10 protein-coding genes are annotated in these 12,932 nt (G+C 48.0%); 5 read left to right on the plus strand and 5 right to left on the minus strand.

From position 1 onward, the window contains the following. Nucleotides 1–393 precede the first annotated feature (393 nt). Entirely contained in the window at nt 394–1,881 is a 1,488-nt protein-coding gene (gene pap / locus QT996_RS11495) for a polyphosphate:AMP phosphotransferase (RefSeq protein ID WP_333046658.1), read from the plus strand. A gap of 271 nt (nt 1,882–2,152) precedes the next feature. After that, the gene (locus tag QT996_RS11500; protein WP_333046660.1) at nt 2,153–3,232 is read left to right on the plus strand and encodes a YdcF family protein; all 1,080 of its coding nucleotides are present in this window, start codon (nt 2,153–2,155) and stop codon (nt 3,230–3,232) included. On the opposite strand, the gene QT996_RS11505 is transcribed toward QT996_RS11500, so the two are convergent. Beyond that, nucleotides 3,229–3,570, minus strand: a complete 342-nt coding sequence (locus QT996_RS11505; protein ID WP_333046661.1) for a hypothetical protein — start codon at nt 3,568–3,570, stop codon at nt 3,229–3,231. The genes QT996_RS11500 and QT996_RS11505 overlap by 4 nt on opposite strands. Before the next feature lie 449 nt (nt 3,571–4,019). Here QT996_RS11505 and glsA point away from each other — a divergent pair, with 449 nt between their 5' ends. Next, nucleotides 4,020–4,946, plus strand: coding sequence for a glutaminase A (gene glsA / locus QT996_RS11510; protein WP_333046662.1), 927 nt, complete (start codon nt 4,020–4,022; stop codon nt 4,944–4,946). A gap of 169 nt (nt 4,947–5,115) precedes the next feature. Here glsA and QT996_RS11515 read toward each other — a convergent pair whose 3' ends face one another. Together QT996_RS11515 and QT996_RS11520 are read right to left on the minus strand one after the other, a co-directional pair. After that, a complete protein-coding gene (locus QT996_RS11515; protein WP_333046663.1) occupies nt 5,116–6,927 on the minus strand; it encodes an adenylate/guanylate cyclase domain-containing protein in 1,812 nt (603 codons plus the stop codon). 237 nt (nt 6,928–7,164) lie between these two features. Beyond that, on the minus strand, nt 7,165–8,271 hold the full coding sequence (locus tag QT996_RS11520) for a FecR domain-containing protein (RefSeq protein ID WP_333046665.1): 1,107 nt from the start codon (nt 8,269–8,271) through the stop codon (nt 7,165–7,167). 669 nt (nt 8,272–8,940) lie between these two features. Between QT996_RS11520 and petP the strand changes: the two genes are divergently transcribed. Together petP and QT996_RS11530 are read left to right on the plus strand one after the other, a co-directional pair. After that, the gene (gene petP, locus QT996_RS11525) at nt 8,941–9,141 is read left to right on the plus strand and encodes a cytochrome b6f subunit PetP (RefSeq protein ID WP_172186826.1); all 201 of its coding nucleotides are present in this window, start codon (nt 8,941–8,943) and stop codon (nt 9,139–9,141) included. A gap of 238 nt (nt 9,142–9,379) precedes the next feature. After that, the gene (locus QT996_RS11530) at nt 9,380–10,474 is read left to right on the plus strand and encodes a Get3/ArsA fold putative tail anchor-mediating ATPase NosAFP (protein ID WP_333046667.1); all 1,095 of its coding nucleotides are present in this window, start codon (nt 9,380–9,382) and stop codon (nt 10,472–10,474) included. On the opposite strand, the gene QT996_RS11535 is transcribed toward QT996_RS11530, so the two are convergent. Both QT996_RS11535 and QT996_RS11540 read right to left on the minus strand, forming a co-directional pair. Then, a complete protein-coding gene (locus QT996_RS11535) occupies nt 10,471–10,668 on the minus strand; it encodes a hypothetical protein (protein ID WP_333046668.1) in 198 nt (65 codons plus the stop codon). The genes QT996_RS11530 and QT996_RS11535 overlap by 4 nt on opposite strands. Before the next feature lie 82 nt (nt 10,669–10,750). Beyond that, on the minus strand, nt 10,751–12,817 hold the full coding sequence (locus tag QT996_RS11540; protein WP_333046670.1) for an elongation factor G: 2,067 nt from the start codon (nt 12,815–12,817) through the stop codon (nt 10,751–10,753). Nucleotides 12,818–12,932 lie beyond the last annotated feature (115 nt).

Consider the following 12,932-nt stretch of genomic DNA (forward strand, 5'->3'; position numbering starts at 1 on the left):
AACTATTGTTTGAATAAAGTTTCTACAGCTAAGTAAAGAAGTTGTCACCCCCATCGGGTAGTTGATTTTTACTTTTGCTCTCTTTTACACTAAATCCTTTTTCAGGGATTTTTGCCTCCTCCTGTTAACTCGCCCGATCGGGGGAGGGGAGAAGTTGAACTTATTTAAAAGTTACCTATTTCAACTATAACCTGAGCCGTTTTTTTTGGCAAGTTTGAAATTGAGGGAATCTTGCTAGTATTAACGAGGCGGGCATTTGATTGCAGGAGCGCTCCGGCTTTTAACCAGCCGTAACTGTAATTTTTATAACGTTTTTCCCGGACTTGAGGATTTAATTTTATCCAAACGTTAAACTAACGTTAAACAGTTTTCTCAGATTTATATGAGGTAAATATGCTCGACAACCTCGATTTAGATATCTCCCTCGATAAAGAAACCTACGAGGCAAAGATAGAAGTTTTAATGAAACAGTTGCGATCGCTCCAACAGGCTTGCTGGGAAAAAAAACTGCCCGTAATCATCGTACTCGAAGGTTGGGCCGCCGCCGGCAAAGGCGCGCTGGTCAAAAAAATGGTGGGGTACATGGACCCGCGCGGGTTTGCGGTACACCCGATTTGGCCACCGTCAGATGCAGAAATGGGCTATCCTTTCCTATGGCGGTTTTGGCAGAAACTCCCCGCCCGCGGCAAAATTGGTTTTTTCTACCACAGTTGGTACACTCATGTTTTAGAAGATCGGTTGTTCGATCGACTCTCCGACGCAGAAGTACCGACAGCCATCAGGCAAATCAACGCCTTCGAGCGGCAGATGGTAGATGACGGCGCCGCAATTGCCAAATTTTGGATTCACCTCAGCAAAAAAGAACTCAAGCATCGGCTCAAAAAACTAGAAGACGACGCCTTACAAGCTTGGCGAGTGCGGCCCGAAGACTGGAAACAAGCCAAAAAATACGAAGAATACACAACTTTGGCAGAAGAAATGGTAGCCCAAACCGGCACGGGCTCCGCACCTTGGACGCTAGTAGAAGGCGACTGTCAGCGGTGGGCGAGAGTCAAAGTTTTAACGCAAATGGCAGCGACAATTACAGAAGCCTTAGACAGACTGCCGACGCAATCTGCACCCGTGGAAGTGCCGCATCAAGAACACTTACAACCTACTGAACCAGACTTGCTCGCCCAAGTAGATTTAACTCAATCGCTGTCGCCCGACGAATACAAACAGCAACTTCGCGAAGAACAAACCCGTTTTGGCAAACTGCAACAAAGCATCTACGAAGAGGAAATCCCCGTGTTAGTGCTGTTTGAAGGTTGGGACGCCGCCGGTAAAGGAGGAGCAATCAAACGCTTGACGGACATATTAGACCCCCGCAGTTACACTGTTAATGCCTTTGCGGCCCCGACAAATGAAGAAAAAGCGCACCACTACCTGTGGCGGTTCTGGCAGCGGCTGCCAACTGCAGGTAAAATCAGCATTTGCGATCGCAGTTGGTATGGTAGAGTGCTGGTCGAGCGAGTCGAAGGATTTGCCACCGAACCCGAATGGCGCCGAGCTTATCAGGAAATCAATGAATTTGAGGAGCAACTCACCAGTTTCGGTTGTGTCTTAGTTAAATTCTGGCTGCACATCAGTCCTGACGAGCAACTAAAGCGGTTTACAGAGCGGCAAAACAATTCATTTAAACAATACAAACTCACCGACGAAGATTGGCGGAATCGGGAAAAGTGGAATTATTATGAAGTAGCGGTGAATCAAATGATTCAGCGCACCAGCACGCCGGCTGCTCCCTGGACGCTAATTGCGGCCGATAACAAGTATTATGCTCGTGTTAAAGTAATTCAAACGGTAACGCAGGCAATTCGGAATCAACTGAAGCGCCGATAAATTGGGATTGGTGAATGGGTAACAGGTAATGGGGAAAAAAAGCAGGCAGCAGAAAGCAGAGTTGAATTGCCAATTTCACCTGCGGCGTCCTCGATTCATTACCAATTATCAATCAACCATTACCAGTTATCAATTACCAATTAACTGTCAGCAATCTGTGACTGGAAGTAGCGGGTTTCACCCTGCACCCAATGGTTGATAGCTGACAGGAAGCGAGCATTAGGATAAATGCGATCGGACTGCGTTATTCGCGAAAGTTAAAAACCCACCGATGCCCGTATTTCCTACCGCAGTTAAATTAGCGCTCGTTTCCAAAACTTCTGTACTAATTTATGAAGACACAGAATATTGCAAGATGCCAGAACTGTTAGCTCGCATTCTATTTCTATTCCTCCTGTTCTCACTGATCAAATCGTGGTGGGATCAATCAGGAGGTAAAGACAATCCATTATTAGATCGGCTGCGCGTTTTGCTGCTGATCAGCCTTTTGATCCTAGCTTTTTTTGCACCAGACACCCCGGTCGGAGCAGCGATTTTCGGGCTCATAGCCTTCTTCTTTAAGCCGCTGGGTTTTTCCATCACGCTGCTGGTGATTGCATCGGCGCTGATCACGAACGGGGGCATCCGCAACCCGGCGCCGAGAATGATCCTGGCAGCGCTGCTAGTTTTGATCCTTTCGAGTATGCCAGTTGTCGCTTACTGGTTCGCCGAGCAAGCAGAACGGGACGCCGCCGCAGCCGTCCGTACAGTTTGCTGCGACGAAACCGCAGCGGCGATCGTCCTCCTGGGCAAGGGAACCACTCAACCTCACATTCCCAACCGAGTAGCGATTCAACTGACAGATACAGGCAATCGCCTGCCCTATGCTGCCGTTTTGTACAGAAAACAACTCGCACCGATGGTCATCGTTACCGCTGGCCCCAGACCCGAGTTGGAGGGTTATGTTGGCGAAGCTAAGGATATCGAGACTTTGCTGGCAAACAACATGGGCGTGCCGCGCAGCAGTATCGTTCTCGACGATAACGGCAGCAACATACGCACCAGCGCTGAAGAGGTGAGAAAGATACTCGACAGCCGTGGCGCCGCGCGCAAAGTAATCCTGGTAACATCTGCGATTCAGATGCGCCGTGCCAGCCTCGCTTTTGCGAATATGGGAATCCAGGTGATTCCTAGGGCTACCGACTTCTACACTTTTCAACCCACTTCTGGAGGGAGATCCAGTAGACTCCGCTTAGACGCGGGAGATTTTTTGCCTAGTGCAGAAGCTTTGGTAACTACGACGCGAGTATTCGATGAATATTTCGGGTCTTTCTATTACTATTTGCGCGGCTGGCAGGCTCCCAGGACCTAAAGTGGCAAGTTGCTGGTGTTTTTCTTAGGCAACAGCGACTGCTCCCCAGATTGGTTTAACATCTGATGAGAAGAAGACCTTTGTGGGGAGCTGTATTTTCGCATTCCGGCGGGGTCGCCGACAATCAAGTTTGCCATGAATGCAAACAATACCCAAAAGATAACTGGCTCCCACTCGGATTTTTTGGGCGGTGCTTCTGGGGTTGTGACAGATTCGACGTTAACTTTGATATCTAGTTTGCCTTCAATTTCTTTGCCTTTGAGAACTCCGTCCTTGCACACACCCTTAAAAATCATGGGAGCGGGTTTTGGTGCTTCTGCTTTCGCTTCATCTGCCATTTTTTTATCCTGGTTTTGGTAGATCCGGTTGGATAGTACATTCTTAAAGGTTCGGGGGTTTTCCGGACAGGATTTTGCGAACTCTGAAAGAATTAACTTAAATATGCACCCCGCCCCTTGCTGGGGCTTAAACATAAGAACCTGAAGGCATTTCAAGCTAGTGCTTGTTTGTTTGGGCTAGCAGCGTTGCCTTGAAGCTGCTACTTATATATCGGGGTGAAGGGGAGATTTTTATGCAAAGTACAGGTTTTTTATGAAAAATTTATTTGCTCCCGGCGGGCCGAAACGTCAATAGCCTGAAGTTCGAGCTTGGTTTATCTCCCCGAAGAAACCCAGTTTCTTCCCGCAGCGGGTTCAAGTGATGCAATTCGGTTAATAAACCGGGTTTCCGGCTCAACATCGCCCCAGGAATGCCAATCTAAAACTTTAAATAATCTAAATAATCGAGCGTGAAAATATCCACCAGCAAACTATCTTGCCTGCAACCGGAACAACTGCAAGTTTGGGCAAAAGAGGCAATAAATCGCAGTAAATTCGGTCAAATTCCTACCTACATACCTCTCCTTGCACAAGCAGACCGACAAAGGTTTGCCGTGCAAATTCGGGCAATTGACGGTCAAATTTTGAGTTGGGGTAGTATTGCTCAAACATTCCCGCTGATGAGTGTAATCAAGCCCTTCGTCCTGCTTTATTTGCTGTGCGAATTGGGCGAAAAAGCGGTATTTGACTGCGTTGGCTGCGAGCCTTCGGAACTGCCTTTCCATTCCTTAACTCAACTCGAAATAGACCAAGGGAAGCCGAGAAATCCGATGATTAATAGCGGGGCGATCGCCCTAGCGTCTTTGATGCCCGGTCAAAATGCTGTGTCGCGCTGTCAAAACTTGCTCTTATGGCTGAATCAACAGGCAAACAGTCAGTTATTTGTTGACGAGTTAATGCTCGATTCCGTGAAGACAAATCCGAATCAAAATAATTGGAATCTCGCCTTGAAAATGGTAGAATCGGGTTATGTTCAAAAGTCGGAAATTGGTTTAGAAACCTACAATCGCGTTTGCTGTTTGTCGGGAAATGTGGAGGATTTAGCTAAGCTGGGTATGGTTTTGGTAAATAGTGGCGATCGACAAATCGGGGAAAACTGCCGTACTGTCAAAGCACTGATGGCAACTTGCGGTTTGTATGAAGCATCCGCCCGCTTTGCGCTGCGGGTGGGACTGCCGGCTAAGTCGGGAGTTAGCGGGGCAATGCTTTCGGTAATTCCGGGTCAAGGTGCGATCGGCTTTTACAGTCCGCCCCTGGATAAAGAGGGAAATTCTATCGGTGGCTTATTTCTGTTAGAACAAATAGCTAAAACTCTGCGGCTAAGCGTGTTTGATTAGATTAGGAATTACGCACGGGTGGTCAGGGTTTCGACTTCGCTCAACCACCGGGGTTTGTTGCCAGAATATTTCGTGAATGCTGGCATAAATTGCCAAAAACCCGGTTTTTTGGGTTTTGATACGTAAGTCCTGAACCAATGCCCAATGCCCAATACCCAATGCCTAATAACTAATGCTTTTCGCCCAAAATAGCATAAACCACAGTCAGTTCTTTTTTGCCTCGCAATTGAATCGAGCCTACTTTTTGGCCTTCGTAGCGATCGCGCACATAAGCAAAAGTCCTCGCCGTTACCAACAAATTAAAAGGACTGTCAGAAACAATTTCCTTATTCATCGCCTCCAATCTAGCAGCAACGTTGACTGCATCGCCGATCACAGAATAATTCAAACGCCGGGAACCGCCCACGCTGCCAGCAACTAACTGTCCGGTATGCAAACCGATGCCAAACTTAATTAAAGGTTTGCGTTCAATTCTAAGCTGCTGATTAAGTTGGTGCAGCCGTTCGTGCATCGCAATACAAGCGGCAACTGCATTCAAAGCATCTTGTTGAATTTGTCGATATTCGCTATGGCAAAAAGGCACCCCAAAAACTGCCATAATTGCATCACCGATGTATTTATCTACAACGCCGCCGTGATCCATAATACAGTTGGTCATCGCTTCCAAATAATTGTTCAACCAGGTGAGCAAATCCCGCGGCCGCATTTTTTCTGAAATCGAAGTAAAACTACGAATATCCATAAACAGCACCGTTGCTGTAAGTTCTTGAGGTTCGAGTTCTCCCTGTTCAAATATCTCAGCTTTGCGTTCCCAAATAAGCTGAGCTGTCTCCGGAGCGACGTGCTTTTCAAATAACCTCATCAACTGCTGCTTTTCGTACTGTTCCCGCAGTTGCAAAGCCGTGCTAGATAAAATGAGAGTGCCGATAGGTGCGGCAATCGGAACCCACCAAAAAAAGAAGCCAAATAGCAAAGCAGCAGCCGCAATCCAAACAACAGGCAAACCGAGAGCGATCGCAATTCTCTCTTTAACACCTCGCTTGCCCAGAACCAAAGCGGTAAGCGGGCCAATCCCCAACAATAACAAAATTTCCACCAGTACCGGCAGCCGCTGCAGCAAGCGTTGATTGAGCAAATTGTCAACCAACGCTGCATATAAATAAACCCCAGCCGTAGTCTTGTTTAGAGGTGAAGATATCGGGTCGAAACCCGTAGCAACTATGCCCACTAAAACTAACTTATTAGTCAGAGCATCTGCGGGAATTCTACCTTCTACGACATCAACAAAAGCATAGGTAGGTAGATTTTCTGTTTTCCCCGGCCAGTTAATCCAAACTTTTTTTTCCTGCTTATTTTTTGACTGTGGAAGCAATACTGGATCTTGGGGATTAGCAGCATTGTACCTGTGAGTCATTGCTAAACCGAAATTAGGAATCCCGTTGAGAAAGATTTTTGACTCGCGGGTAATACCGTCGCTATCGGCTTCTTGCCCGATGTGGCCGACACCTGCGGCTGCTTTTAAAGATGCTACGGGTTCTTCTTTGGTGGTTCCAGCGAGTACAACTTTGCCGTTGGCGGCGATGGCAGCGGCTAAAATATCATCTTTCGGACTCGGATCGAGGAAAAGAATGTCAAAACCAACTGCTGTAGGGGGAGATTTTTTCAGTGCTTCTAGCAGTTCGGTATAGCGGTTGCGGGGCCAAGGAAATTGGCCGTATTCCTGCAAGGAATGCGGTTCGATCGCAATTACCGCAATTCTCTCATCCCATCCGGGATTTGGTAATATACCCGATTCTCTAATTTGAAATAGCGTTTTGTATCCCAAATATTCCAGGGGTTTCCACATTCCCACTTGCAGCATAAATACAGACATCATACCTACTACTACCCCTGTCATCCAGGGAGGATTTGTGCTTATATGTTGCCGGAAGCCTATCAGTTGAGTGTGTTTGAGATGATCAATCCATTCTTTGAACTTCATGCAATTAATTTGCCGCAATAATTGACATTCGAGTCCGAACTTCGAGAGGAGTGGGAGTCATGAAGTTTTACAATACCGTAAGGGCGAAGGGTTGGCGCAAAATTTCTTTATTTTGACTACCGAGAGTCACCGCGAAATGCTTCGCACCTACACAAAATAATCAACCCTGATAGGACTTATGATCTAACTCACGTCCTCAGAGACTTCCCGCGTACATTACTCGCGACGATAGGTTGTTTAGCGAACTGCGAAGCTGTAATGCCGTTCTGTGACTGACGGCCCTCGCACTACGATTTGGAGGCGGCGGCTTGGAGGTAAAATTCCTTGGATTTTGAAGTTGCCATTTCGATCGCTCTTAATCTCTTCGTTGTTGACATAAACTGTGTCGATCGGGTTAATTTGAGCGCTGAGGCGATAGATATTGCCACTGACTCTCAACAAACTGCGGACTTTGAGTTGAGCTAGGCGAGGGCTCGCTGAGGGCGCCACGGGCGAGGTTTGAGGGAAAATTGTCGTGGAGTTGCCGCTGTTGACAACTACTTCGGAGTCGGCGCTGTCGGATACTACGACTGCACCTTCAATAGTTTCGACTGCGGTTTTACCGCCACCGACGCTGACGCCAAAGGAGGTTCCCCGGACTCCGGCAACGCCTTCTGGGGTTTCAACCCGGACTGGGGCGGTTTTGGCAGATTTTTTTTGTTGGGCAATTTGACTGGATTTGCCGAGTCCGCTGAAGGTATTGAGGGCGACTATTTGGTTCGACGGGATAATTGTTGAGGTGTTTGCTGCGGGAGTTGCCGCAGCAGTTTTGCCGATCGACAACCTGACTCGTCCCCTGCTGACAAAAATGGCTGTGTCTTTTTCGCCGCCTGCACTGTTTGACAAAGTGGATATTCTGACTGCGGTTTTTTCGGCAACTTCAACGATGCCGGTGTTGTTGTCGATGCCTAAACGGGCTGTGGAATCGGGGCCGGTGATGATTTCGTCTCCGGGGGCGAGAAGCCGATCGCCCACGACCGCTGGTCGCCCTTTAAAGCTGACTGTACCGCGAATTTCTTCTATTTCGAGCGATCGCCCGACCGCTGTTCCCTGGGCGTTTATCGTGTGTGCTGGGGATGGATTTGCCGCCACTGTTGCCGGATTTGTTGGAGATTTTGAGCCGGTAGGCAATGCTGGGAGTCTATCGACCAAGACAATTTTAGTAGCGTTCGACGGCTGTTTGGGGGATGGAGAGGGCGGACTGGCGATCGTCCCACGAAAGGGCGACAGACTCGCCAGCATAGCCAAGGACAAACTTAGGAGCGGAATTTTGGTCGATCGCCCGCACGTAAAAATTTTATTCATAATTTCACTTTTGTCATATTGAAGTTCCTCCACTTCATTTCCTCTATCAGACGGCATACATCCGGAAATCGTTCCATTTTTTATGCCGTAAAAAATCAGCAAAAATTAACTTTTTCAGCATGGGAGCTTAGCATTAAACCTTCTTTTTATTGTCAGATTTTAGTAAACTGTTACAACATGGCACTTTACTAAAATCTGACCTTCGGGAAATTTGGCCAACCAGACTCAAAGTCCTTTGCAGCATGAAATTTCGCCGCTATCAACGTCAGAGAGGGCAGATTTATATATAGCAAAGATAAAATTAATTACTGCTTTTGAAGGCCTTTTGGCTTCTGCCTGAAGGATGACTAATTGAGGAGAAATCCTGTAGTTGTGGAAATTAATAAAAAACTTCTTTTTGCGAAGCAATAAAAAATAATTATCTAAGTGGTGAACAGCCTCTGCCAGTGGATCTGGCGACGGTGAAACCTTATGAAGCAAACCCAAGCGAATCAGGGTAGACGATCAACCAACTCCGGCTAGAATAACTTTTTTTAGGAAAAGTTGGTAGAAATTTCGATGGAAAATCATAGGGAGCGATCGCCTGCTGGTGTTACTGTTCCGAAGTAGACGCCAAACTGTAAAATGGACGGTTGTATATAGGTTATATAGAGCAGGAGAACAATTTCAGTGGCAATAGAAGTAGGTCAGAGAGTTAAGGTGCGCCGTCTCAGAGATCGGATACCTGCAAATATCGTGGGCAAGATAAAGGAGAATCCAGTAGGCACTGTTGACGGATTCAGAATGGTTGACGGTAGCGGAGTAGGCGTGGTTGTCAAGTTTGACGGTTTTGCGACTTGGTTCTTTGAAGATGAGCTAGAACCCGTTTAACAGATGTAGAAGGAAGAAGGAAGTTCGGCAACGGATTCTGTAACGGATGTAACGGATGTAACGGATGTAACGGATGTCAGTCCGATGGAAGAAGGAAGAGGAGAAATTTTCCCAATTCTTCCCCTCTCCCACTCTCCCACTCACCGACTCTCCTCTTCCTCCACTCTCCCCCCTCCCCACTCTGGCTGAAGGTTGCGCTTAAATGTTAAAGAGTAAGCTTTGGCAGTGAGAACAGAAAATGGCTTTGATTTTGACATTTTTGGGCAAAGGCGGCACTGGCCGCAGCACGATCGCGATCGCAACAGCTAAAAAATACGCGGCTCAAGGCAAGCGAGTTCTGCTGCTCGGCCAAGATCCGGGCCCTGCATTGGGTATCCTGCTAGGGACTCCCCTGACTCTCAACCCCCAGGAAATCGCCCCCAACCTCAAAGCAGTTCAGGTGCAAAGCGCGCCGCTGCTAGAACGCAGGTGGGACGAAGTTAAACAACTAGAAGCTCAATATGTCCGCACTCCGTTTTTCAAGCAGATTTACGGTCAAGAATTAGGAGTGTTGCCGGGAATGGACAGCGCGCTGGCGTTGAACGAACTTCGGGAATACGAGGACAGCAAACAATACGATGTGATCGTTTATGACGGCAATGGTGGCATGGATACGCTGCGGATGCTGGGAATGCCGGAAATTCTGAGTTGGTATATCCGCAGGTTCCGTCAAGCTTTGGTAGATTCGGATTTGGGGAAAGCGCTTTCACCTTTTATTCAACCGGTTGTCAGTACGGTGTTGACGGTGGATTTGTCGGGAGACAATGCTTTTCAATCTACTAAGCAAGTCGATAATCTTTTGGATAAGGGTAAGGAAGCGCTGGCAGATCCGAACCGCACGGCGGCTTTTTTGGTGACGACTGGGGATGCAAGTGCGATCGCAACTGCCCGCTATCTTTGGGGAAGTTCTCAACAAGTTGGTTTGACTGTGGGCGGTGTCATTGTTAATCAAGCATCGGTTACAGAAGCTATTACTGCCGATTTTGAGCCTTTGACGGCTGTTTCGGTTCCGGCGCACAGTGACAATAATTGGCAGCCGCTAATTGATGCTTTGCCCGATTTTTCTCAGGCGGCAAAAGCTCCTCAACCTATTAACATCAACATTGCACAGCGTCAAGTTAGTTTGTTTTTGCCTGGGTTTGACAAGAAAGAAATTAAATTGATTCAATCGGGGCCGGAAGTGACGATCGAAGCAGGCGATCAGCGGCGCAATATTTTGCTGCCTCCGGCGCTAACTGGAAAGTCTGTTACTGGTGCTAAGTTCCTGAATGGTTACTTGATTATTTCTTTTTAGGGTAAGGAAGAAGGCACGACACGGAATTTGACACGGATACACGGATGAATTATCGAGTTCTCTAATATCATGTCTCGTTGATTCGCGATCGTATAATTTGTGCGATCGTAGGGACTGGTTTCCCAAACCATAATCGCCGGAAAAAAACAAACTAGAAAACCCGCCTCCACCCAACGAACAATCGAAATGTACATTCAGATTGGCCGTGGGGCGGGGGCGGGTTTATTTATCCTTTGCATTATTGTCAAGATGGTTGGTGAAACCCGCCGCTATAGCTTAACTTTTACCGTTGCCGTTTCCATTGCCGCCAGTGGTTAGCAAAACCCGCTTAGCTAAAGGTTCCGGCACTTCTTGCAATCGATCGAACTCCCAATTAAAAAATCCGACTCCCATTGTCTGCGATCGCAATTCTACGATCAAATTCTGCATTTCTGCGATCGGCAAATAAGCAGAAACTGCATCCCATCCCTTCCAGCCTTTTTTACCTTCGTAGCCGAGAATTTGGCCGCGGTGTCCGCTGACCAACTGCAACACCTTTGATGTACACTCGTTCGGAGCGCAAATTTCAACTTTGGCGATCGGCTCCAGCAATGCCGGTTCGCACTTCGCCATTCCCTCCTGCATCGCCAAACGCGCCGCTTGCTTGAAAGCTTGTTCGGAACTGTCCACAGAATGGTAGGAACCGTTAGTCAGCGTCACCGCTACGTCTACCACCGGGAAACCCAGCGGGCCGCGATCCAAATATTCGCGCACTCCCACTTCCACGCCGGGAATGTACTGTTTTGGGACGACGCCGCCGACTATTTTGTCGGTGAAATTGAAGCCTTCTCCTCGTGGCTGCGGTTGAATGTCGAGGTACACGTCGCCAAACTGTCCGTGTCCGCCGCTTTGGTGTTTGTAGCGCCCGTGGATGGAAGATGCTGGTTTGCGGATGGTTTCTTTGTACGGCACTTGCGGTAAGTGAGTTACCATCGGCAAGTTATACTTGCGGCGCAACCTGTCTAAGGCTACTTTCAGGTGGATTTCGCCTTGACCCCAAAGTATAATTTCGTGAGTGTCGCCGTGCTGTTCCCAGACTAAAGATGGGTCTTCTTCTAGCAATTTAGCTAAAGCGGAGCTCAGCTTAACTTCATCGTTGCGCTTTTCTGGGACGATCGCCAGTGCGTAGACAGGCGGGATGATTTCGGCTTTTGGCAATTCTTCCGATCGGTCTAGCGCCAGCGTATCGCCTGTTTTCAAGCCTTCTAGCCTTCCCACAGCCACAATTTCCCCCGCGCTGACAGACTGCAAACTTTGCGTTTGCTGGCCGGTCAAGCGGTACAAACCGTTAACTCGAACGCCGTTCAAAATTGCTCCGTCTGCCAGCGTCCCCCGCCACATTCTCACTAACGATAGTTTGCCTCCCTGTGGCGTGTAATAGGTTTTGAGGATTTGAGCCAGAACTTTGTTTTCACTTAGTATAATGCCGCGGCGATCGGCTGTAGTTTCCGGTGTCGGCGCTTCCCTCAGCAAAGCTTCCAGCAGAGGCCGCACGCCGAAATCTTGTTCGGCGATGCCGATGAATACTGGCACAATTAAATCTGCGCCTAATTCCATCTTTAAATCGCGGGTAATTTCTTCGGCGTCGGGATTGATTTCTTCGAGCAATTCTTCGAGTAAATGGTCGTCAAAATTCGCCAATTCTTCGAGCATTTGCTGCCGCGCTGCGCTTTCTTGTGCTTTGAGGTGTTCTGGAAGCGGGACGGGATCTGCGGCGGCGCCCGGATGGTAGTGGTAAGCTTGTTCGGTTACTAAGTCGATAAAACCGATGATTTGTTCGTTTTTGCCGATCGGATATTGGTGAGGTACGATCGGTCTACTGGAAACGGATTTGAGCGCGTCGATCACCTCGGTGAAGTTGGTGCCGCAAGTAGTTTCGTCTGTGTAAGCTCGATCGATCTTGTTGATGAAAACTAAGTGGGGAATTTCCCAATCATCGAGGAATTTAAACAGGGGTGCGAGGGTTAAAGTGCGATCGGCAAGGGGTTCGCAAACAATTATCGCCGCATCCACACCAATCAGCGCATTGTAAGTTTCTTGGGCAAATTCTACCGAGCCCGGACAGTCGAGAAATGTGAAGCGGACGCCTTCATATTCAGCGGTGGCGGCGTTTACTTCTACGCTCATTTGGCGATCGCGCGCTTCCGGGGAACTATCACCTATTGTGTTGCCATCTTTGACATTTCCTTTGCGGGTAATTGTCCCTGTCACCGACAGCAAACTTTCGAGCAGTGCGGTTTTACCGCTTAAATAAGGGCCAACAATTGCAACGTTCCGCGTGGCCCCAATGACTTTTTCGTTCATAATAGCCTCCAACAGAAAACTTGTTTTCCATTGCTCTTGGTGCAATCAGTTCTATACCATTTTCTAGACTTTTTCTAGGTTAATTTTTATTGCATTTTCGAGCAACTTCAGGTTT

Origin of the sequence: Microcoleus sp. S13C4 (assembly GCF_036700865.1) — a bacterium.
In the GTDB taxonomy this organism is placed as follows: Bacteria; Cyanobacteriota; Cyanobacteriia; order Cyanobacteriales; family Microcoleaceae; genus Microcoleus.